Raw genomic sequence first — 20,931 nt, forward strand, 5'->3', positions numbered from 1 at the left:
CCGACCGATCGGCGAACCGTGACCGTTCCGCGCCTGCCCCGCCCCTCCGTCGACCCCGTCGAGCTCGACGCGGCCGTGCTCGGGTCGCGCCTCCGAGAGCTCCGCCTCGCCCGCGGCATGTCGTTGCGATCGCTCGCCGCCAGGCTCGAGATCTCGCCGAGCGCCGTGTCGCAGCTCGAACGCGGTGCTCGACGGCCGTCGGTGAGCCGGCTGCTCACCATCGTGCAGGTGCTGGGCGTCCCGCTGGCGGACGTGTTCGAGGCCGAGACGGCGGGGGCGCTCGACGAGACCGACACCGCGCCTCCTCGGGGCCCGGTCGTCGCCCGGGCCGACGAGACCCGGCCGGTCGTGCTCGGCGACGGGGTGGTCTTCCGGCGGTTGTCGCCCGGCCACCTCCGCGGAGTCGACTTCTTCGAGTCGACCTACCCGCCCGGAGCCTCGGCGACCGGGGTCAACGACCTCGTCACGCACGAGGGGTACGAGGTCGGCACCGTCGTCTCGGGCGAGCTCACCATCGACTTCCCCGACGAGCGCGTCGTCGTCGGGGCGGGCGACTCCGTGACGTTCCCGTGCGATCTGCCCCACCGGCTCGGCAACCTCGGCGCGGTCGACGCCGTGGCCACCTGGCTCATCGTCCACCCGGGGGCCTGAGCCGCCCGGCGCCGAGCACTGTGTGACGCCGTGTGTCGCCGCCCGGGAAACGTCGCGCGAGTGCCCGAACAATGGACGCATGACTCGACGAATCCGGTTCAACGCCTTCGACATGAACTGCGTGGGGCACCAGTCCCCCGGGCTGTGGCGCCACCCCGACGACCGTTCGGCGGACTACACGAAGCTGAGCTACTGGACCTCGCTCGCGCGCCTCCTCGAGAAGGGCGTCTTCGACGGGCTCTTCATCGCCGACGTGCTCGGCACCTACGACGTCTACGGCGGGAACCACGACGCCGCGCTGCGGAACGGAACCCAGACCCCCGTCGGCGACCCCATCCTGCTCGTCTCGGCCATGGCGGCCGCGACCGAGCACCTCGGCTTCGGGATCACCGCCGGCACGGCCTACGAGCACCCCGTGCCCTTCGCCCGCCGCATGTCGACGCTCGACCACCTGACGGAGGGGCGCGTCGGCTGGAACGTCGTCACCGGCTACCTGCCGAGCGCGGCCCGCAACATGGGAGCCGACGACCAGCTCGACCACGACACGCGCTACGACCAGGCCGACGAGTACCTCGAGGTGCTCTACAAGCTCTGGGAGGGGTCGTGGGAGGACGACGCCGTCGTCCGCGATCGCGAGAGCGGCGTCTTCACCGACCCGTCGAAGGTGCACTCGATCGATCACGACGGCACGTACTACAAGGTGCCCGGCATCCACATCGCCGAGCCCAGCCCGCAGCGGACGCCGGTCATCTACCAGGCCGGGGCATCCCCCCGCGGCATCCGGTTCGCCGCCGGGAACGCCGAGTCGATCTTCGTCGCCGCGCCCACGAAGGAGCGCCTCGCGGCGACCGTCGCGAAGCTGCGCGACGCCCTCGAGGCGGCGGGGCGCGACCGCTACTCGGCGCGCATCTACACGCTGCTGACGATCATCACCGACGCGACGCCCGAGGCGGCGGCGGCGAAGCACGAGGAGTACCAGCGGTACGCGTCGCACGAGGGCGCCCTCACGCTCATGTCGGGCTGGATGGGCGTCGACCTCTCGACCTACTCGCTCGACGACCCGGTCGGCGACGTCGAGAGCAATGCGATCCAGTCGGCGCTGGCCAACTTCCAGGCGCAGGCGGGCGACACGGGCAGGGAGTGGACCATCCGCGACATCGCCGAGGCGGCGGGCATCGGCGGCCTCGGACCGCGCATCGTGGGCTCGGGCGAGGAGATCGCCGACCAGCTCCAGGAGTGGGTGGACGAGACGGACGTCGACGGCTTCAACCTCGCCTACGCCATCACGCCCGGCACGTTCGAGGACATCGTCGAGCACGTGATCCCGGTGCTCCAGGCCCGCGGCGTCTACCCGACCGGGTACGAGCCGGGCACCCTCCGCCAGAAGCTCTTCGGACGCGGCGACCGGCTGCCCGCCGAGCACCACGGAGCCCGATTCACCGTAGGAGGCGCGGCGACGGCCTCGTAGTGGGGGCCCAGCCCGCGATGACACGGCTCTCGCATCCTGGTTAGGGTGGAACACCTTCGCGTCCTCGTCGGTCGTGGGGTGACGGGCCACGAGGCCCCGTCGAGACGAGGGGCGGGCGACGATGGTGTTCGATTACGTGGCCGCGAGGTGGGACCAGATCTGGTTCGCCTCGTGGCAGCACTTCTCCCTCGTGGTGCAGTGCGTCGTCCTGGCCGTCGTGCTGGCCGTCGTCATCGCGGTGCTGGTGCACCGCAGCGCCTGGTTGAGCGCCGTGGCCAACGGCGTGTCCGCCGTGGGTCTCACCCTCCCGTCGTTCGCGCTCGTCGGCCTCCTGATCCCGTTCCTCGGATTCGGCGTGCCGCCGGCCGTCGCCATCGTCACCTTCTTCGCGACCCTGCCCATCCTGCGCAACGCCGTCGTCGGGCTCAACGAGGTCGACGCGTCGCTGCTCGAGTCGGCGCGCGGCGCGGGGATGGGCTCGATGCGGACGCTGCTGACGGTGCAGCTCCCCCTGGCCTGGCCGATCATCCTCACCGGCGTCCGCGTCAGCGCGCAGATGGTGATGGGCATCGCCGCCGTGGCGGCCTACAGCCTGGGGCCGGGTCTCGGCGGCTTCATCTTCTCGGGTCTGTCCCGAACCGGCGGAGCGAACGCGCTCGCCTCCGTCGTCACCGGGGTCGTGGGCGTCGTCGTCCTCGCCGCCGTGCTCGATCTCCTGCTCGTCGGCCTCGGCCGCCTGACCATCTCGCGAGGTATCCGTGTCCAGAACTGACTCCCCCGCCGTCCCGTCCACCGGAGACGTCTCCGGCAAGGCGATCCGACTCGAGCAGGTGACCAAGCGGTACCCGGGTCAGGCGTCCCCGGCCGTCGACGGCATCACCCTCGAGATCCCGGCCGGCAAGATCGTCATGCTGGTCGGCCCGTCCGGCTGCGGCAAGACCACGACGCTGAAGATGATCAACCGCCTGATCGAGCCCACCGAGGGCCGCATCGTGCTCGGCGACGACGACGTCACCGACATCGACGGCGACGATCTCCGACGTCGCATCGGCTACGTGATCCAGGCCGGCGGGCTCTTCCCGCACATGACGGTGGCGACGAACATCGGGATCGTGCCCAAGATGCTCGGCTGGTCGAAGGAGCGGATCGCGGCCCGCGTCGACGAGCTGCTCGAGCTGGTCTCGCTCGATCCTGCGACGTACCGCGACCGGTTCCCCCGCGAGCTCTCCGGCGGGCAGCAGCAGCGCGTCGGCGTGGCGCGCGCCCTGGCCGCCGACCCGCCCGTGCTCCTCATGGACGAGCCCTTCGGCGCGGTCGACCCGATCACCCGCCAGCGCCTCCAGGACGAGCTGATCAACATCCAGCACGAGCTGCAGAAGACGATCGTCATCGTCACCCACGACTTCGACGAGGCCGTGAAGCTCGGCGACTGGATCGTGGTCTTCTCGGAGGGCGCGCACATCGTCCAGTACGACACCCCCGAGCGCATCCTCGCCGAGCCGGCGAACGAGTTCGTCGAGAACTTCATCGGCTCCGGTGCGGGGCTGAAGCAGCTGACCCTCAGCCGCGTCGGCGACGTGGATCTCGAGGAGGCGGTGGTCGCCTCCCCCGGCGAGTCCGGCGCCGAGGTGCTCGCCCGCGCGAAGGCCGCCGGTCACAATCACGCCGTCGTCGTCGACGAGCGCAACCGGCCCATCGCCTGGCCCTCCACGAGGCAGCTCTCGCGACTCACCACGGTGCCGTCGACCGTCGACGACGATCTGCCCGTCATCGGCAGCGGCGCCACCCTGAACGACGCCCTGGACACCATGCTCGTCTCGAGCGCCGGTGCGGCCCTCGTGACCGGGCGCCGGGACTCCTTCATCGGCGTCATCACGGTCGAGGTCGTGATGGAGGCCATCACGAGGGCGCGGAAGGCCGCCGCCGTCGCAGCCGACTACACGCCCGTGGGCACGAACACGGGCCCCCTCGACGCCCTGCCGACGTCGACGGCGGGCTCACTCCCCACGGCGGGCTCCGAGGCGGCGCCGGGCGGCGACGCGCGTCCTGCCGACGGCGGCCGACCGTGAGCGCCGCGGCCGCCGCCCCCGTCGCCGGCGCGCGCGGGCGACCACGCCGGGCCTGGCTGGCTCTCCTGCCCCAGCCGATCGCGGTCCTCCTCGGATTCGTCGCCTTCGCGGTCTGGCTGTCGGTCGCCGACCTCACCGCCGGCGAACGCACCACGTTGAACACCGACACCCTCCTGTCGCTGATGCGCGAGCACCTCGCGCTGACGTTCGTCTCGGCGCTCATCGTGCTCGTCATCGCCATCCCGCTCGGCATCCTCCTCACACGCAAACCGTTCGTGAAGGTCAGCGGCGGCATCCTCGCGGTCGCGAACTTCGGGCAGGCCGCCCCCGCCATCGGCCTCATCGTCCTCCTGGCGTTCTGGCTCGGCTTCGAGTTCCGGGCGGCGGTGGTGGCCCTCGTGCTCTACGCGGTCCTCCCCGTGCTGCGCAACACGATGATCGGCCTGCAGAGCGTGGACGCCCGCCTCGTCGAGGCGGGCCGGGGCATGGGAATGAGCGCGTTCTCCGTCCTGATGAAGGTCGAGCTGCCCCTGGCCGTGCCGGTGATGCTGTCGGGTATCCGGACGGCTCTTGTGCTGCTCGTCGGCTCGGCCGCTTTGGCCACGTTCATCGGGGCGGGCGGGCTCGGGCTGCTGATCACCACGGGCGTCAACCTCTTCCTCCCGCGCGTGCTCGTCTCGGGTGCGATCCTCATCGCACTGCTCGCACTGCTCATCGACTGGCTGGGGCGACTCGTCGAGCACGTCGCCCGTCCGAAGGGACTCTGACCCATGGCATCGACCCCCACCGGGCGCCCAGCCCTCGTGACACCTCGCCGCCTGCGACGCCTCGGGGTCGTCCGCGGAACGGCCGCCGGCCTCGTCGCGGTCGCGACCGTGGCCGGACTGACCGGATGCGGTCTGCAGCCGGCGACGGCCTTCGTCCCCGCCGTGGCACCCGGCTCGATCGAGGCGATCGAGGGTCTGCCCGACGACGCCGCGCTCACCGTCACGGCGAAGAACTTCACCGAGCAGCTCGTGCTGGGCAAGATCGCCGTCCTCGCGGCGCAGGCGGCGGGCTTCGAGGTCACCGACCTCACGAACGTGCCCGGCAGCGTCGCCGTGCGGCAGCTCATGCTCGACGGCGACGCCGACATGACGTACGAGTACACCGGCACCGCGTGGCTGACGTACCTCGGCGAGGCGGAGGGGATCCCCGACCAGGAGGAGCAGTACGAGGCCGTGCGCGACGCCGACGTCGCCAACGGCCTGACCTGGCTCGAGCCGGCACCGCTGAACAACACGTACGCCATGGCGGTCCGGTCGGAGGCGGTGGCCGAGCTGGGCGACGTCGCCACGCTCTCGGACATCGCGGCCCTCCCGGTCGAGCAGCGGACGTTCTGCGTCGAGGCGGAGTTCAACTCCCGTGCCGACGGGTTCAAGCCCATGCTCGAGCGCTACGGACTCGAGCTGGGCGCCCCCGACGGCGTGCCGACCGACAACGTCAGCATCCTCGACACCGGGACGGTCTACGAGGCGACCGACCGGGGCAACTGCAACTTCGGCGAGATCTTCACGACCGACGGCCGCATCGACGCGCTCGACCTCACCGTGCTGGAGGACGACGAGGGGTTCTTCCCCGCCTACAACGCGGCCCCGGTGCTGTCGACCGCGACGCTGGAGACGTACCCAGGGCTCGCGGACGTCTTCGACCAGATCTCGCCCGAGCTGACCGACGAGGAGCTCCGCCAGCTCAATCTGCGGGTCGACGTCGAAGGCGAGGAGCCTGCGGACGTCGCCTTCGACTGGATGGTCGACAAGGGCTTCGTCACCCGCCCCTGACGTTCCCTCCACACCTCGGTCGGGTGACACCCCCACGTGTCCGGGCTGTGGACGGCGTCCTGACGACGTCCGCGCCTCGGCACGCTGGTGCCATGACCTGTCGAACACCCCCGGATCCTCACCGCCCCGTGCCGGACGAGGCGGCCCTCGCCGCCCGGGCGTCCGAGCTGCTGCCGGTGGCCATCCGGCGTCAGCTGTGGACGCTCTTCTTCGACGCCGACGATGTGCAGTTGCCCATGATGGTCCCCTTCGAGGGGATCTCGGAGTGGCCGTCACCTCGTGCCGTCGACGACTGGGGCGTCGCCCTCGAAGCCGTCGTGGCCGAGTTCCACGTGGCGTGGCTCGCCTTCGTGGTCGAACGACCGGGCGCGTCGACGGCGAGCGAGTCGGATCTCGCGTGGCGCGACGCCCTGCTCGCCTTGGGTGCCACGGGCGGTCTGGTCGTACGGTCCGTGCTGGGCTGTTCGGACGACGGCGTGACATCGTGGTCCGCCCAGGGAGCACGGACGTCCGACCAGAGCGACGAACGGGCCCGGGTGATCAGCAGGGCGGTGGCCCGACAGACCCGTGGTCAGTCTTCGCCGAGGCGCCTGGCCCTCGCGGAGGTGCTCCCCCTGCGCTGACCCCGCTCCCGGTCGAGATGACGCCACCACGCGGTCTCCGCCTGCTCGGCCGAGGTGAAGACACCCAGCGGCCGTTGCTCGGTCTCGACGAGCGACCACAGCGTCAGGCGGTACCCGCCGCCGAACCGCTCGATCAGGGCCTGAGGTGCAGCGTCGGCGTCGCGGCGGACGAACCACCGATCGTGACCGATCTCATCCAGCATCCCCCGATCGTACGCGGCGGGAGCGCCAGCGGCTGCGTCGCAGTTCGGACCCGGCGGGGAGCTGCGCCCTCGGCCGGGTCCGACTCACTTGCGGTTGCCGATGCGGCCGCGCAGCACGTCGATGCGTTTCTGGATCTGCTCGGTGCTGGCCTGCGCCACGGAGGGGCCGCCGCTGATGCGCCGCAGGTCGGCGTGGATGAGACCATGCGGTTCGTTGGAATGACGCGACCAGATGGAGACCAGCCGGCTGAGCTCCTGACGCTGCTCTTTGATCGTCTGATAGAGGGGACGGGCCGTCTCGACGGGGGCGGCGACCGTCGGCAGACCCGTCTTCGACGAACGACGTGCCTGCGTCGCCTGCCGTTGCCGCAGCAGGTCGCGCACCTGGTCGGGTTCGAGCAGGCCGGGGATCCCGATGAAGTCGAGCTCTTCGAGGCTCCCGATCTCGCCGCCGGTGCCGAACTCGCCGCCGTCGTAGAGGACACGGTCGAACGAGGCCTGCGAGTCGAGGGCCTCGAAGGGCTGCTGCTCGAGCAGGCTCGAGGCCTTCTCCTCTCGATTGGCGGCCGCCATCATGTCCTCTTCGGGGGCGAAGATGCCGTCGTCGGCGTTCGTCGGGCGGTCGAGCGCGTGGTCGCGTTCGAGTTCGAGCTGCCCGGCCAGCGCCATCAGACTCGGGACGCTCGGCAGGAAGATCGACGCGGTCTCGCCCCGACGACGGGCACGCACGAAGCGACCGACGACCTGGGCGAAGAACAGCGGCGTGGATGCGGAGGTCGCGTAGACGCCCACCGCCAGCCGCGGCACGTCGACGCCCTCGGAGACCATGCGGACCGCGACCATCCATCGGCTCTCGCTCTCGGAGAACGCCTGGATCCGGTCGCTGGCCGCCTTCTCGTCGGAGAGGACCACGGTCGGGCGTTCGCCGGTGATCTTCTGCAGCACGGCGGCGTACTGACGCGCGACCGTGTGATCGGTGGCGATGACCAGCCCGCCGGCGTCGGGGACGCCGCGACGCACCTCGGTGAGGCGCTTGTCGGCGGCCGAGAGCACGGCCGGGATCCAGTCGCCCTGCGGCGAGAGGGCCGTCCGCCAGGCCTGCGCGGTGATGTCCTTGGTCACGGCCTCGCCCAGGGAGGCGCTCATCTCGTCGCCCATGCGCGTCCGCCACCGCATCTGCCCGGCGTAGGCCATGAACAGCACCGGCCGGACGACCCCGTCGGCGAGGGCGCGGCCGTAGCCGTAGGCGTAGTCGGACCTCGACGTCCGGATGCCGTGCTCGTCGGCCGAGTACGTGACGAAGGGGATGGCCGCGGTGTCCGAGCGGAAGGGGGTGCCGGTGAGGGAGAGCCGCCGCGTCGCCTTGCCGTAAGCCTCGCGGATCCCGTCGCCCCAGCTGAGGGCGTCGCCGCCGTGGTGGACCTCGTCGAGGATCACGAGCGTGCGACCCGCCTCGGTGAGCGCACGGTGGACCTCGGGGTTCATGCCCACCTGCGCGTACGTGACCGCGACCCCGTGGTAGTGCCGACCGAAGGTGACGTCCGCGTTCTTGAACATGGGGTCGAGTCGGAGGTTGACCCGGTCGGCCGCGTCGGCCCACTGGCGCTTGAGGTGCTCCGTCGGCGCGACGACGACCACCCGGTCGACGACCCCGCGCGAGAGCAGCTCGGTGGCGAGACGCAGGGCGAACGTCGTCTTGCCGGCACCGGGGGTGGCTGCGGCGAGGAAGTCGACCGGGTCGGAGGCGAAGTACTGCTCGAGGGCCTCGGCCTGCCAGGCGCGCAGCTTCGCGGCGGTGCCCCAGGCCGCCCTCTCGGGGAACGCCGGCGAGAGGTGCTCGGCGGCCGAGTTGCCGGCCGAGACGCCGACGTCGGTCAGATCGAGAGTGCCGTCGTCGCGGATGTCGTCGGGCCCCGAAGGGTCGTCCACGCTAGCTGTGCTCACTCGACCCCACTGTACCCGGGGTCGACGGACGGCTCGACCGGCGAAGGCCCCGGACGGCCCCGCGGCGGACGACCCGAGCCGGGTCGGCCCGGGCCCGGTCGACCGGTGCCCTGGCGGAGCAGCGACGCCGGCGTCAGCATGGCCGCACCGAATCGGGCCTGCAGGGCGTCCATCGTCGACTCGGCCTCGCGCCAGTCGGCGTCGTCGTCCCACAGGCCGAGCGAGAGCCCGCCGCCCCCGCCGGGTACGAGCTGCTCCACGCGCACCCCGACCAGTCTGATGCGCTCGTGCTGCTTGCCCGTCGCCTCGTAGACGGCGCGCACCTCGTCGTAGATGCGGCGCCCGAGGTCGGTCGGCTCGGCCAGCGTCTTCGACCGGGTGATCGTGGCGAAGTCTGTGGTGCGCAGTTTGAGCACGACGGTGCGGCCGCTCATCCCCGCCGCGCGCAGTCGCACGCCGACCTTGTCGCTGAGGCGGAGGAGCTCGCGCCGGATCTCGACGGGGTCGGTGACGTCGGTCGAGAAGGTGACCTCGTGCCCGACGCTCTTCTCCTCGGCCGTGGTCGTCACGGAGCGGGGGTCGCGGCCCCAGGCCAGCGAGTGCAGCTTGGCGCCGCCGGCCGGCCCGACGGCTCGGACGAGGGTGTCGAGGGGTGCGTTGGCGACGTCGCCGATCGTCCGCAGGCCGAGATTGAGCAGGGTCTCTTCCGTCTTGCCGCCGACCCCCCAGAGCCCGCTGATCGGACGCGGGTGCAGGAACGCGAGTGTGGCCTCGTGCGGCACGATGAGCAGACCGTCGGGCTTGGCGACGCTCGAGGCGAGCTTCGCGACGAACTTCGTCGACGCAGCGCCGATGCTGCAGTGCAGACCCGTCTCGGCGTGCACGCGCCGACGGAGCTCCGTCGCGATGTCGAAGACGGACCCGAGCAGTCGGATCGACCCCGAGACGTCGAGGAAGGCCTCGTCGATGCCCAGCCGTTCGACCATCGGCGTGACGTCGTCGAACATCGACATGACGATCGACGAGTAGTGCCGGTACTTCTCGCCATGCGGTTCGAGGACGATCGCCTGCGGGCATCGCCGGAGGGCGATCGCCATGGGCATGGCCGAGTTGACGCCGTACTTGCGGGCCTCGTACGTCGCCGCCGTGACCACGGACCTGTCCGACCGGTGACCGATGACGACCGGGAGTCCGCGCAGATCGGGGCGGTCGAGCAGCTCGACCGACGCGAAGAAGGCGTCCATGTCGACGTGGAGGATCGGCGCGGTCGCATCGTCGGTGGGCACGGTGGTGACCAGCCGCCCGCTGCCGTCCTGTTTGCTCACCCGTGCATCCTCACACGGGCCTCCGACATCCGCTGCTCAGGAGACGGGCCCGAGCAGCCAGGCCGCCGTCGTGGCGTGCGCCGAGTCGGTGCTCGAGGGGTGGAACCTGCCGGCGAGCACGTCGCGCTGCAGGCGTCCCAGCTCGGACGACCTGCGGTACGAGGCGCCGCCGGCTACCGAGACGGCCTGATCGACGACGGCGCGGGCGGTCTCGGTCGTGCGGGTCTTCAGCCCCACGACACGGGGGAACCACGACGCTCCGTGGTCGACCATCGAGTCGACGTCGCGGGCGATCGAGTCGACCTGCGGCTCGATGCCGTCGAGCGCGATGGCCGCGTCGGCGATCCGCCAGCGGACGATCGCGTCGTCCGAGAGCGGCGCCCCGCCGGCTCGACGCGACCCCCGGGTCGTGGCCGACTCGACGGCCAGTTCGACGGCACGCCGGGCGATCCCCCGGTACACCGCCGACACCAGCGTCTCGAAGACCGCGAACACGGCGAAGACGAACGGGTCGGCGCTCGGTCCGACCGGCAGACGACGGACGATGCGCGACGCCGCGACGGGAGCCTGCTCGAGACGCGTGGTGTGACTCTGGGTGGCCCGCATGCCGATGGTGTCCCAGTCCCCCAGCGACTCGTGTCCGCCGTCCTCGCGTCGCAGGAACCCGTGCACCAGCGCAGGGGCGTCGGGGTCGCCGTCGTCGCGGCCGAACACGCCGAGGCGGGTCCAGACCGGCGAGAGCGAGGTGAAGATCTTGGTGCCGGTGAACCGGTAGCCGCCCTCGCCGTCGGGCTCGGCCCTCGTGACCGAGTCGAAGAGCACCAGGTCGTTGCCCGGCTCGCTGACGCCGAAGGCGAAGATCTCGTCGCGGCCGGCCTCGTCGAGCACGTACCCGAGCGAGTCGTCGCCGCGGGCGTGCAGCAGTGCGGCGCAGCCCGTCCACACCAGGTGCATGCCGACGGCCAGCGCGGTCGCCGGGGCCGCCGTGGCCAGGCGACTCTGCAGGGCCGCGACGGCCTCGAGTCCGAGACCCGCGCCTCCTCGGTCCTCCGGGACGAACAGTCGCAGCCAGCCGCGAGACCTGAGCTCGTCGAGGTCGTCGACCGGGAACGCGTTCTCGTGATCGGACACGGCCGCCCGCTGCCGGAAGCGCTCGAGGAGCTCGTCGGGCAGCGCCTCCTCGGGCGTGGTGCCGCGGGTGATGGGCGAGACGGGGCCTGGTTCGTGCACGGGTCGAGAGTAATCCGCCCGGCGGGTAACGTGGTGGGCATGTCGCAGCAACATCCGTGGTCTCGTTACGTCGCCCTGGGCGACTCGTTCACGGAGGGCATCGGCGATCCCGAAGAACGCTCGCCGGGCGGGCACCGGGGCTGGGCCGACCGGGTGGCCGAGGTCCTCGGGTCGTCGACGGAGGACTTCGCGTACGCCAACCTGGCCGTCCGCGGCCGACTGCTGCAGCAGATCATCGACGAGCAGGCCGACGCCGCGCTCGCGCTGCGCCCCGACCTCGTCACGGTCTCGGCCGGGGGCAATGACATCATCCGCCCGGGCACCGACCCCGACCGGGTCGCCGCCGGCTTCGAGGGGCTCGTCGAGCGTCTCGGCAGCGACGGGGCCACGGTCGTCGTCTTCACCGGGCCCGACATCGGGTCCACCCCCGTGCTCGGCCGACTGCGCGGCAAGGTCGCGATCTACAACGAGCACGTGCACTCGATCGCGGCGCGGCACGACGCCGTGGTGGCCGACATGTGGGCGCTCCGCGAGCTCTCCGGGCCGGGCATGTGGGCACCCGACCGGCTGCACTTCAGCCCGCTGGGTCATCACACCATCGCGCGGATGGTCCTGGCCTCCCTCGCCGTCGAGAACGATCTCGAGCCCTACCGGCCCGAGCCGCTCGCGCGGCGCCCGTGGCGGCAGGCGCGCTCGGAAGACATGGGCTGGGCGCGCGAGTACTTCGTGCCCTGGGTGGTCCGTCGGATCCGGCACCAGTCGTCGGGCGACGGTCGGCAGGCGAAGCGGCCCGACGCCGTCATGGTCGTCCACCGCGACGAGCCCTGAGGTCAGCCCTCCCCCGGCATGCCTCGAGAGGCCGAGGAGGCGCGGTGCGATTCAGGAGGTGCGGCTCAGCCCGGCCGCGATCTCACGCGGGTGCGTCAACCGCCACCACGCCCCCGGCTCGGGGATGTCGCGATCGAGCTCGAGGGGCACGTCGACGACCTGGTCGTCGACCGTGAAGCGCACGGACCCGACCTCGGCCCCCGCCGCGTCGGGCCCGATCGGCTCCGTCGTCACGACGGCGTCGACCGCCTCGTCGCCCCAGACGAGCACCGAGGCGTCGTCGGCGGCGACGGCCTCGCCCTCGGCACCCCACGGCATGTCGTACCGTCCGAACGAGTCGCCCGCCCGCGCGAGGTCGATGGTCTGGAAGCGCGCGACCGAGCTGGCGAGCAGGGCCTGCACGTCGACGTCGAGGGCGTCGTGGTCGACGCCGCCGAGCATGACGCCCACCACCGTGACCGTCTGATCGTCGATCGCGTAGTCGGCGGAGAAGAGCAGACAGGCGCCGGCCTCGTCGAGGGTGCCGGTCTTGATGCCGGTGACGCCGTCGAGTCCGAGCAGCTCGTTCGAGTTCTCGATCTCGCCGACGCCGGGGACGGTCACGGCGTCGGTGCGGACGATCTCGGCGACGACGGGGTCGGCGAGGGCGAGTCGGCCGAGGGCGACGAGGTCGGTCGCGGTGCTCGTGTTCGCCGGCGACATGCCCGTCGGCTCGACGATGGTCGTCGAGGTCAGGCCGTTCTCGTCGAGCCACGCGTCGGTCGCGGCGACGAACGCGTCGGTGCTGCCGAAGGCCCACAGCGCCAGGGCGTCGGCGTAGTTGTTGGCCGACTCGATCAGCGACACCTCGAGGGCCTGACGCTGGGTCAGACGGAGACCGGCTGGCATCGGCGCCACCTTGCCGTTCCGGGCGAGGTACGCGTCGTAGAGCGCGGCATCGTCGGCGTCGAAGGTGATGACCGGCCCGTCGCCGCCGTCGAGGGGTCTCGCGTCGAGCACGACGAGGGCGCTGACGATCTTGCTGATGCTGGCGATCGGTCGGGGTCGGTCGTCGCCGCTCGTCGTCAGGCTGTCGTCGTAGCCGAGCGCCTGGACCGCCGTGGCCCCGTAATCGGGGAACGTCAGCGCCGGGGCGGCTTGACGGGGGGCCTCGAAGACGGAGGCGGTGGCCGACTGCGGCGACGTGGGGCCGGCGAGGGCGAGGGACGTGTACGACCCCGTCAGGACGACGAGCACGGCGACGGCCGCGGCGACCACACGACGGCGCGGTCGCCCGGGGCGCCGGCTCATCGACCCTCGACCGTGGCGGCCGGGACGCGCAGGGCCCAGAGGGCCACGGCCGAGGCCGCGGCGACGTTGAGGCTGTCGACGCCGTGCAGCATGGGGATCGTCACGACCACGTCGGACGATCGGAGGGCCGCGCGGCTGAGTCCGTCGCCCTCTGTGCCGAGGAGGAGCGCCACCCGCTCAGGAGGATCGGCGGCGTAGGCGTCGAGCGGCACCGCGTCGTCGGACAGGGCGAGGGCGGCCACCTCGAACCCCGCGGCGCGCAGCAGCTCTCCGCCTTCCGGCCAGTCGGGGAGGCGCGTCCACGGCACCTGGAGCACGGTGCCCATGCTGACGCGGACGCTCCGGCGGTAGAGCGGGTCGGCGCAGCGGGGGGTGACGAGGACGGCGTCGGCGCCGAGCCCGGCCACGGCCCGGAAGATCGCCCCGACGTTGGTGTGGTCGACGATGTCCTCCAGCACCACGACCCGGCGGGCGCCGGCGAGGACGTCGGCGAGTTCGGGCAGCGCGGGGCGGTGCATGGCCGCGAGGGCGCCGCGGTGCAGGTGGTAGCCGGTCAGCGTCTCGAGCAGGGCGGCGTCGCCGATGAAGATCTCGCCCTCGAGGTCGGCCACGAGCGGTTCGATGTCGGCCAGCCAGCGGTCGGTCATGAGCACCGACCGGGGCACGTGACCCGCCCGGAGGGCCCGCTCGATCACCTTCGACGACTCGGCGATGTAGAGGCCGCCCTCCGGCTCGGTCACCCGGCGGAGCGCGACGTCGGTGAGTCGGCGGTAGTCGGCCAGAGCCGGGTGGTCGAGATCGGTGATGCGGGTGATGCGCACGGTGCTCCGGGGCGGTGAGGTCCGGGGCCGTGGCCGGCCGGCGGAAGGAAAACGGGGGGTGACGACGTTTAGGCTAACGTCCACCGACCCGAAGGAGCCCCGATGGTGCCGGACGCCACGTCCTCGAGCAGCAGCGCCGTCGAGCCCGCCGCCGATGCCGCCTCGCTCGACGCCGCCGTCGAGGTCCTCCGAGGCCGCCGCGTCGCCGTGCTGACGGGCGCCGGTGTCAGCACGGACTCGGGCATCCCCGACTACCGCGGTGCGGGTGCTCCCCCGCGCAACCCGATGACGTTCCAGCAGTTCCTCTCGAGCGAGCGCTACCGGAAGCGCTACTGGGCCGGCAGCCACCTCGGCTGGAAGTCCTTCCGGTCGTCCGAACCGAACACCGGCCACCGCGCGCTGGCCGACCTCGAGCGCGCCGGGGTGATCAACGGCGTGGTGACGCAGAACGTCGACAACCTGCACGTGCGGGCCGGTTCGCGTCGGGTCGTCGATCTGCACGGCACGGTCGACCGGGTGATCTGCCTGACCTGCGGCCAGTCGTTCGCGCGCGACATGGTCGCCGCCCGACTCGCGGCGGCGAACCCCTGGCTCGAGCATCCCGAGAGCGTCCGGCTCGCGCCCGACGGCGACGTCGAGGTCGACGACATCGACTCGTTCGAGGTGCCGGTCTGCACGGTGTGCGGCGGCATGCTGAAACCCGACGTCGTCTTCTTCGGCGAGTTCGTGCCGGTCGAGCGCTTCGCCGAGGCGCGCTCGCTCGTCGTCGCCGCCGACGCGCTGCTCGTGGCGGGCTCGTCGCTGGTCGTCAACTCGGGCATCCGCCTGCTCGACCAGGCGACGCGTCGACGTCTGCCCGTCGTCGTCGTCAACCGCGGCGTCACGAAGGGCGACGGTCGGGCCGCGGTTAAGCTGAACTCCGGCACGTCAGAGACGCTGGCGGCCCTCGCGGAGCGTCTGATCCCCTGACGGGTCGTTCCGCCGATCGGAGGAACGACGGTGACCCTCTTGTACCTGGTGCGACACGGTGAGACCGACTGGAACCGTGCGCGGCGCATCCAGGGCGCGACCGACATCCCCCTGAACGACCTGGGGCGGTCGCAGGCCCGCGAGACCGGCGACCTCCTTTCGCGGAGGCGGGTGACCGCGGTCGTGGCGAGCCCCCTCGTGCGCGCCGTCGAGACGGGCGCGATCATCGCCGACGTCCTGGGGCTCCCCGCTCCCCTGCACGTCCCCGCGATCGCCGAGCGCCGCTACGGCGAGGCGGAGGGCCTGACCGGAACCGAGGTCGAAGCCCGTTTCCCGGCGGGCACCCCTGTGCCAGGACGCGAGAGCCGCACCGACCTGGTGGCCCGGGTGCTGCCCGCCCTGGCCGACATCGCCCGCAGGCACGACGGCGGGCTCGTCGTCGTGGCCACGCACGGAGCGGTCATCCGCGCCGTGGTCAACCACGTCTCCCCCGACACGGAGGCGCATGCGGGCATCCCGATCCGCAACGGATCGATCCACTCGTTCGCCTCCGACGGGGGCGATCTGGTGCTGCGCGAGTTCGACGACCCGATCGAGGTCGAGTCCGAGCGACCCGGCACGTTCGACTTCGACTATCAGAACGCCCTCGAGTCGGAGGCCGGCGGGCGCGACTGAGCCGGCGCCTCCTCGGAGGGGTCAGCTGCGGGTCGTGGTGCCGCGCGCCGCCGAGACCGACTCGAGCACGTCGGCGAGGGCCGACGCCGAAGCGTCCCAGGAGAATCGCGCGGCCTGGGCGATCGAGGCGGTCGACCGGGCGGCCCACTCGCGCTCGAGCCGACGCACCGCCGCGGCGATCGAGGCCGGCGACTCGGGGTCGAAGTAGACCGCGGCCTCGCCGCCGATCTCGCGGAAGATCGGGATGTCGCTGACCACGGCCGGGGTGCCGAGCGCCATCCCCTCGACCAGGGGGATGCCGAAGCCCTCAGCACGCGAGGCCGTCACGACCGCCGTCGCACCGAGCAGCACGTCGCGGTACTCGTCGTCGCTCGCGCCGTCGTGGAACACCAGCGACCCGGCGGGGGCCAGGGCCGACAAGGAGGCGCGCTCGCGTTCCGACACCCGGCTCATCAGATGCAGCCGGTACCCGTCGAGCAGCGGAAGCGCCCTCGCCAGCGCCGACACGTTCTTGTACGGCATGAACGAGCCCATGTAGACGAGGTCGCGGTGACGAGGCGCCGTGCGCGGGGGCGCGGCCTCGACCGGGTCCGCCGCGTTGGTCACGACCGTGACGGGTCGGCGGGTGAGTCGATGGAGGCGCATCTCGTCGAGGGTCGTCCGGCTGACGGTCACGACGGCATCGGCGCGGTTCAGCAGCAGTCGCTGCGGCCACCAGGCGAGGTGGTACAGCCGCCAGAGCAGCCGGATCGGCAGGGCGAACTCGGGGGGCGGCGTGCGGTTGGTGTAGTAGATGAGGTCGTGGAGCGTGAGCACGAGCGGGTAGCGGCGCCCGAACGAACCCATCGTCTGCATGGGCGACCACACGACGTCGGGTCGCAGACGGTTCACCTGCAGCGCCACGAGGGGCTCGAGGGGACTCGTGGGCGCGCTGACGAGCACGTGCGGTCGATCGGGCAGCTTGTCGAGCTGCCGGGGGTCGCTCACGAGCAGGGTCACGTCGTGGGTCGTCGCCAGCGCCCCGACCACCCCCGCGGTGAAGCGGCTGATGCCGTCGTGGCGCCCGACCCTGATGTAGCGGCAGTCGACGACGACCCTCATCGCACGAACGCCTCGACGGCGGCGGCGGCCTCGCGGGGCTTCTCGTAGTGGATGAGGTGACCGACCCCGTCGATGACAGCGAGGGTCGCGTCGGGGAAGAGCGCCCGGAGCTCGTGCTGCGCGGGCAGAGCCGTGATGTCGTCGCGATCGGCCGCGACGAGCAACGTGGGCACGTCGACGCCAGCCGCGTACGTGCTGACATCGCTCGAGACGGAGGCGCGGAAGGCGTCGAGCACGACGCGGCGGTCGGAGAACCGGGAGAAGTACGAGTCGTGCTGATCGTGGATCCACCGCCGCAGACCGCGGTCGTGCGTCTTGACCATGGCGAGACTCGTGAACCGCGTGACGAGCGGGCTCTGCAGGGCGGCGAGCCCGGAGCGCTCGGGCAGCGCGGCCCCGGCCCAGTAGTAGAAGACGGCCAGGCGCGTCACCACGCCCCTCGGGCCCTGCAGCGCCGGCGCCGCGATCGGGTTGACGAGGACGAGTCGGGAGGCGCGGAGCCCGGAGGCGACGGCGGCCGACGTCACGATCGACCCGAAGGAGTGACCCAGCACGACGACGTCGTCGCCGAGACCGATCGCCTCGACGAACGCGGTCAGCCAGGCCGCGTAGGCCTCGACGCTGTGCTCGCCCGTGAGCGGCGACGACTCGCCGAAGCCGGGAAGGTCGGGCATGATCACCCGGATCCCGGTGAGATGCGCCACCACGGGCTCGAGACCGTGGTGATCGCCGCGGAAGCCGTGGACGGCGACGACGGTGACCCGCGCCTCCTCGGGGCCCACGGGCTCGTACGTCCAGTAGCGGGTCGAGCTGCCGGCGACCTCGGCGACCCGCTCCTCGACATCGAACGCCGCGAGGCGCGAACGGTAGGGCGACGGGACGCGGGGCTCTCGGACGATCACCCCGCGAGTCTACGAGCCGCGCCTCGAACCCGACGCGCGAAGGGACGCGAGCCACCGTAGAGTTGCACGCGTGAGCTTCACTGCCCCGATTCAGCAGCCCGGACTGACCCTCGACCCGAACTGGCACCGTCGTGCCGTCTTCTACGAGGTGATGGTCCGCTCGTTCGTCGACAGCAACGGGGATGGGGCGGGCGACCTCCAGGGTCTGCACTCCCGCCTCGACTACCTCCAGTGGCTCGGGGTCGACGCGCTCTGGCTGCCGCCGTTCTTCCAGTCGCCGCTCCGCGACGGCGGGTACGACATCGCCGACTACAAGTCGATCCTGCCCGAGTTCGGCACGCTCGACGAGTTCCGCGACCTCGTCACCAAGGCGCACGAGCGCAACATGCGCATCGTCATCGACATGGTGCTGAACCACACTTCCGACCAGCACGAGTGGTTCCAGCAGAGCCGCGAAGACCCCGAGGGCCCCTACGGCGACTTCTACGTCTGGCGCGACACCGACGACGAGTACGAGAACATCCGCGTCATCTTCGTCGACACGGAGGAGTCGAACTGGACCTTCGACCCGGTGCGACGCCAGTTCTTCTTCCACCGCTTCTTCTCGCACCAGCCCGACCTCAACTTCGAGAACCCCGCCGTCCAGGAGGCCGTCTTCGACGTCGTGCGCCACTGGCTGTCGATGGGCGTCGACGGTCTGCGACTCGACGCCATCCCGTACCTCTTCGAGACCGAGGAGGGCAACGGCGAGGGCGAGCCCGCGACCCACGAGTTCATCAAGCGCCTGCGTGCGATGGTCGACGAGGAGTTCCCGGGGCGGGTGCTCATCGCCGAGGCCAACCAGTGGCCCGCCGAGACCGCCGCGTTCTTCGGCACCGAAGACGAGCCCGAGTGCCACATGGCGTTCGACTTCCCCGTCATGCCCCGCATCTTCTACTCGCTGCGCGCCCAGCACGGCGGCGAGCTGAAGCGGATCCTCGCCGAGACCACCGAGGTGCCCCCGGGCGCCGCCTGGGCGGTGTTCCTCCGCAACCACGACGAGCTCACCCTCGAGATGGTCAGCGAGGAGTACCGGCAGGCGATGTACGGCTGGTACGCCTACGACCCCCGCATGCGCTCGAACATCGGCATCCGTCGTCGCCTCGCGCCGCTGCTCGACAACTCGCGCGCGGAGCTCGAGCTCGTGCACGCCCTCCTGTTCGCGCTGCCGGGCAGCCCGTTCCTGTACTACGGCGACGAGATCGGCATGGGCGACAACATCTGGCTGCCCGACCGCGACTCGTCGCGCACGCCCATGCAGTGGACGCCCGACCGCAACGCCGGCTTCTCGACCGCCGACCCGGGCAAGCTGTTCCTGCCCGTCGTGCAGTCGCTCGTCTTCAACTACAACCTGGTCAACGTCGAGAGCCAGCTGGCGCAGTCGCGCTCGCTGCTCCACTGGATCCGCAACGTGATCCACGTGCGGAAGGCGCACCCCACCTTCGGCATGGGGACCCTGTCGGTGCTCGACACCGACCACGAGTCGGTGCTCTCGTTCGTCCGCTCGTACGAGGGGTCCGAGACGCAGTTCGGCGACTCGGCCGAAGACATCCTGTGCGTCTTCTCGTTCGCTCACAACCCGACGTCGGTCACGATCCACGCCCCGCAGTTCGCGGGTCGGACGCTCTACGACCTCTTCGGCGGAGCCCAGTTCCCCTCGTTCGACGACGAGGGTCGCGTGACGCTCACCCTCGGCACGCAGGCGTTCTTCTGGCTCCACGTCGGTGACGTGCCGAACACCGGTCAGGGCGTCGTCGGTGGTGCCTCGTAAACTCGAGGCGTGACCGACACCGACCTCTCCCCGAACGCACCGTCTGACGAGGCGGTCTCCGGCGACGGATCCGCTGGCGGCGGGTTCGCGGCCGGGCCGGTGCCGTCCGAGTGGTGGAAGGCGCTCGGGGTCTTCGACCTCGAGACGACCGGAATCGACGTCGAGACGGCTCGCATCGTGACGGCTCACGTCGGCCTGATCGACGCCGACGGCACGAGCATCGCGCACGGCGCCTGGCTCGCCGACCCGGGTGTCGAAATCCCCGAGCAGGCGAGCGCGGTGCACGGCATCTCCACCGAGCAGGCCCGTGCCGAGGGGCGCCCCGCGGCCGAGGTCGTCGCCGAGGTCGTCGCCGCGGTCCGTGCGGTGTTCGCCCGTGGTGTCCCGCTCGTCGTCTACAACGCGCCGTACGACCTGACCCTCCTCGACCGTGAGGCGCGTCGGCACGGCATCGAGCCGCTGGGCGACGTCAGCACCATCGGGTGCGTCGTCGACCCGCTCGTCATCGACAAGGCCGTCGACCGGTACCGCAAGGGGAAGCGCACGCTCGAGGCCGCCGCCGGCGTGTACGGCGTCACCCTCGACGACGCTCACGATGCCGGGGCGGATGCCATCGCGGCCGGCCGGGTGGCCCAGGCCATGGCCGAGAAGTTCCCCGACCAGCTGGCGGTCCCGTCGACCCGGCTGCACGATCTCCAGATCGACTGGTGCCAGACCCAGGCCGAGAGCTTCCAGCAGTACATGCGTCGCAGCAAAGACCCGACGTTCGTCGCCTGGGGCGACTGGCCGCAGCGGCCGATCAGCGGCTGAGTCCGCCGCCGACACTCCGACTGCGGGCGCCGCGACCTGCACGAGCGGCCGCATCCGCAGAAGGCCGTCCCCAGGCGCGCGAAACGGGGCGGCCCACCGAAGTGGACCGCCCCGTCAGGCGGAAGAGACCGAGGTCTACTTGCCGAAGTTCTTGTAGCGCGAGTTGAACTTCTCGACGCGACCGGCCGAGTCGAGGATGCGCTGCTTGCCCGTGTAGAACGGGTGCGACTCGGACGAGATCTCGACGTCGATGACCGGGTAGGTCTCACCGTCGAGCTCGATGGTCTTGTCGCTCGTCGTCGTCGAGCGCGTCAGGAACGTGGCGCCCGATGCGAGGTCGCGGAAGACGATCGGCTTGTACTCGGGGTGGGTGTCGGTCTTCATGATTGTCC

General features: G+C 71.4%; 21 protein-coding genes. 12 read left to right on the top strand and 9 right to left on the bottom strand.

What is annotated here, in order from left to right:
* Positions 1-18 precede the first annotated feature (18 nt).
* The 7 genes from SOM13_RS03270 to SOM13_RS03300 all read left to right on the top strand — a co-directional run bounded on the left by SOM13_RS03270 (position 19) and on the right by SOM13_RS03300 (position 6,631).
* The gene (locus SOM13_RS03270; RefSeq protein WP_320477208.1) at positions 19-651 is read left to right on the top strand and encodes a helix-turn-helix domain-containing protein; all 633 of its coding nucleotides are present in this window, start codon (positions 19-21) and stop codon (positions 649-651) included.
* A 79-nt stretch (positions 652-730) separates the two neighbouring features.
* On the top strand, positions 731-2,119 hold the full coding sequence (locus tag SOM13_RS03275) for an LLM class flavin-dependent oxidoreductase (RefSeq protein ID WP_192060390.1): 1,389 nt from the start codon (positions 731-733) through the stop codon (positions 2,117-2,119).
* A 121-nt stretch (positions 2,120-2,240) separates the two neighbouring features.
* Positions 2,241-2,891: an ABC transporter permease gene (locus SOM13_RS03280; RefSeq protein WP_197981868.1), complete on the top strand. Its 651-nt coding sequence runs from the start codon at positions 2,241-2,243 to the stop codon at positions 2,889-2,891.
* Positions 2,878-4,188, top strand: coding sequence for an ABC transporter ATP-binding protein (locus SOM13_RS03285; RefSeq protein ID WP_320478903.1), 1,311 nt, complete (start codon positions 2,878-2,880; stop codon positions 4,186-4,188). The genes SOM13_RS03280 and SOM13_RS03285 overlap by 14 nt, the downstream gene beginning before the upstream one ends.
* Positions 4,185-4,955, top strand: a complete 771-nt coding sequence (locus SOM13_RS03290) for an ABC transporter permease (protein ID WP_371740726.1) — start codon at positions 4,185-4,187, stop codon at positions 4,953-4,955. Before SOM13_RS03285 ends, SOM13_RS03290 begins: the two co-directional genes overlap by 4 nt.
* 3 nt (positions 4,956-4,958) lie before the next feature.
* Positions 4,959-6,008 carry a glycine betaine ABC transporter substrate-binding protein gene (locus tag SOM13_RS03295; RefSeq protein ID WP_243213461.1) on the top strand — a complete coding sequence of 350 codons (1,050 nt, stop codon included), beginning with the start codon at positions 4,959-4,961 and terminating at the stop codon, positions 6,006-6,008.
* Positions 6,009-6,100: 92 nt separating this feature from the next.
* The gene (locus SOM13_RS03300; protein WP_320478904.1) at positions 6,101-6,631 is read left to right on the top strand and encodes a hypothetical protein; all 531 of its coding nucleotides are present in this window, start codon (positions 6,101-6,103) and stop codon (positions 6,629-6,631) included.
* Here the strand turns inward: SOM13_RS03300 and SOM13_RS03305 are convergent.
* From SOM13_RS03305 to SOM13_RS03320, 4 genes are all read right to left on the bottom strand, one after another.
* Entirely contained in the window at positions 6,580-6,834 is a 255-nt protein-coding gene (locus tag SOM13_RS03305) for a hypothetical protein (protein WP_320477204.1), read from the bottom strand. The genes SOM13_RS03300 and SOM13_RS03305 overlap by 52 nt on opposite strands.
* A gap of 84 nt (positions 6,835-6,918) precedes the next feature.
* Positions 6,919-8,712: a DEAD/DEAH box helicase gene (locus SOM13_RS03310; RefSeq protein ID WP_320478955.1), complete on the bottom strand. Its 1,794-nt coding sequence runs from the start codon at positions 8,710-8,712 to the stop codon at positions 6,919-6,921.
* Between the two features lie 62 nt (positions 8,713-8,774).
* Positions 8,775-10,103: a DNA polymerase IV gene (dinB, locus tag SOM13_RS03315; protein ID WP_320478905.1), complete on the bottom strand. Its 1,329-nt coding sequence runs from the start codon at positions 10,101-10,103 to the stop codon at positions 8,775-8,777.
* A 36-nt stretch (positions 10,104-10,139) separates the two neighbouring features.
* On the bottom strand, positions 10,140-11,333 hold the full coding sequence (locus SOM13_RS03320) for an acyl-CoA dehydrogenase family protein (RefSeq protein ID WP_320478906.1): 1,194 nt from the start codon (positions 11,331-11,333) through the stop codon (positions 10,140-10,142).
* Positions 11,334-11,372: 39 nt separating this feature from the next.
* Between SOM13_RS03320 and SOM13_RS03325 the strand changes: the two genes are divergently transcribed.
* Positions 11,373-12,161 carry an SGNH/GDSL hydrolase family protein gene (locus SOM13_RS03325; RefSeq protein WP_192060383.1) on the top strand — a complete coding sequence of 263 codons (789 nt, stop codon included), beginning with the start codon at positions 11,373-11,375 and terminating at the stop codon, positions 12,159-12,161.
* A gap of 51 nt (positions 12,162-12,212) precedes the next feature.
* Here the strand turns inward: SOM13_RS03325 and SOM13_RS03330 are convergent, their stop codons facing one another.
* Both SOM13_RS03330 and SOM13_RS03335 read right to left on the bottom strand, forming a co-directional pair.
* Positions 12,213-13,451, bottom strand: a complete 1,239-nt coding sequence (locus SOM13_RS03330) for a D-alanyl-D-alanine carboxypeptidase family protein (protein WP_192060382.1) — start codon at positions 13,449-13,451, stop codon at positions 12,213-12,215.
* The gene (locus SOM13_RS03335) at positions 13,448-14,272 is read right to left on the bottom strand and encodes an RNA methyltransferase (RefSeq protein WP_320478907.1); all 825 of its coding nucleotides are present in this window, start codon (positions 14,270-14,272) and stop codon (positions 13,448-13,450) included. The genes SOM13_RS03330 and SOM13_RS03335 overlap by 4 nt, the downstream gene beginning before the upstream one ends.
* Positions 14,273-14,374: 102 nt before the next feature.
* On the opposite strand from SOM13_RS03335, the gene SOM13_RS03340 reads away from it, so the two are divergent.
* Together SOM13_RS03340 and SOM13_RS03345 are read left to right on the top strand one after the other, a co-directional pair.
* The gene (locus tag SOM13_RS03340) at positions 14,375-15,241 is read left to right on the top strand and encodes an NAD-dependent protein deacetylase (RefSeq protein ID WP_320478908.1); all 867 of its coding nucleotides are present in this window, start codon (positions 14,375-14,377) and stop codon (positions 15,239-15,241) included.
* Between the two features lie 30 nt (positions 15,242-15,271).
* A complete protein-coding gene (locus SOM13_RS03345) occupies positions 15,272-15,916 on the top strand; it encodes a histidine phosphatase family protein (RefSeq protein ID WP_320478909.1) in 645 nt (214 codons plus the stop codon).
* Between the two features lie 21 nt (positions 15,917-15,937).
* Here the strand turns inward: SOM13_RS03345 and SOM13_RS03350 are convergent, their stop codons facing one another.
* Positions 15,938-17,017 (bottom strand): glycosyltransferase family 1 protein, encoded by a 1,080-nt coding sequence (locus SOM13_RS03350; RefSeq protein ID WP_320478910.1) that lies wholly within the window; start codon positions 17,015-17,017, stop codon positions 15,938-15,940.
* Positions 17,014-17,919 (bottom strand): alpha/beta hydrolase, encoded by a 906-nt coding sequence (locus SOM13_RS03355; RefSeq protein WP_320478911.1) that lies wholly within the window; start codon positions 17,917-17,919, stop codon positions 17,014-17,016. The genes SOM13_RS03350 and SOM13_RS03355 overlap by 4 nt, the downstream gene beginning before the upstream one ends.
* 70 nt (positions 17,920-17,989) lie before the next feature.
* On the opposite strand from SOM13_RS03355, the gene treS reads away from it, so the two are divergent.
* Positions 17,990-19,729 carry a maltose alpha-D-glucosyltransferase gene (gene treS / locus SOM13_RS03360; protein WP_192060377.1) on the top strand — a complete coding sequence of 580 codons (1,740 nt, stop codon included), beginning with the start codon at positions 17,990-17,992 and terminating at the stop codon, positions 19,727-19,729.
* 99 nt (positions 19,730-19,828) lie between these two features.
* Positions 19,829-20,539 (top strand): exonuclease domain-containing protein, encoded by a 711-nt coding sequence (locus SOM13_RS03365; RefSeq protein WP_192060591.1) that lies wholly within the window; start codon positions 19,829-19,831, stop codon positions 20,537-20,539.
* Between the two features lie 135 nt (positions 20,540-20,674).
* On the opposite strand, the gene SOM13_RS03370 is transcribed toward SOM13_RS03365, so the two are convergent.
* Positions 20,675-20,923, bottom strand: a complete 249-nt coding sequence (locus SOM13_RS03370; protein WP_192060376.1) for a type B 50S ribosomal protein L31 — start codon at positions 20,921-20,923, stop codon at positions 20,675-20,677.
* Positions 20,924-20,931 lie beyond the last annotated feature (8 nt).

This window comes from Frigoribacterium sp. CFBP9030, assembly GCF_034045195.1.
Classification (GTDB): Bacteria; Actinomycetota; Actinomycetes; order Actinomycetales; family Microbacteriaceae; genus Frigoribacterium.

Excerpts from the sequence above, each read along its gene's own strand:
- SOM13_RS03305 (WP_320477204.1), bottom strand. The coding sequence starts at position 6,834 with ATGCTGGATGAGATCGGTCACGATCGGTGGTTCGTCCGCCGCGACGCC.
- SOM13_RS03350 (WP_320478910.1), bottom strand. The coding sequence starts at position 17,017 with ATGAGGGTCGTCGTCGACTGCCGCTACATCAGGGTCGGGCGCCACGAC.
- SOM13_RS03325 (WP_192060383.1), top strand. The coding sequence starts at position 11,373 with ATGTCGCAGCAACATCCGTGGTCTCGTTACGTCGCCCTGGGCGACTCG.
- SOM13_RS03275 (WP_192060390.1), top strand. The coding sequence starts at position 731 with ATGACTCGACGAATCCGGTTCAACGCCTTCGACATGAACTGCGTGGGG.
- SOM13_RS03300 (WP_320478904.1), top strand. The coding sequence starts at position 6,101 with ATGACCTGTCGAACACCCCCGGATCCTCACCGCCCCGTGCCGGACGAG.
- SOM13_RS03295 (WP_243213461.1), top strand. The coding sequence starts at position 4,959 with ATGGCATCGACCCCCACCGGGCGCCCAGCCCTCGTGACACCTCGCCGC.
- SOM13_RS03280 (WP_197981868.1), top strand. The coding sequence starts at position 2,241 with ATGGTGTTCGATTACGTGGCCGCGAGGTGGGACCAGATCTGGTTCGCC.
- SOM13_RS03370 (WP_192060376.1), bottom strand. The coding sequence starts at position 20,923 with ATGAAGACCGACACCCACCCCGAGTACAAGCCGATCGTCTTCCGCGAC.
- SOM13_RS03330 (WP_192060382.1), bottom strand. The coding sequence starts at position 13,451 with ATGAGCCGGCGCCCCGGGCGACCGCGCCGTCGTGTGGTCGCCGCGGCC.
- SOM13_RS03340 (WP_320478908.1), top strand. The coding sequence starts at position 14,375 with ATGGTGCCGGACGCCACGTCCTCGAGCAGCAGCGCCGTCGAGCCCGCC.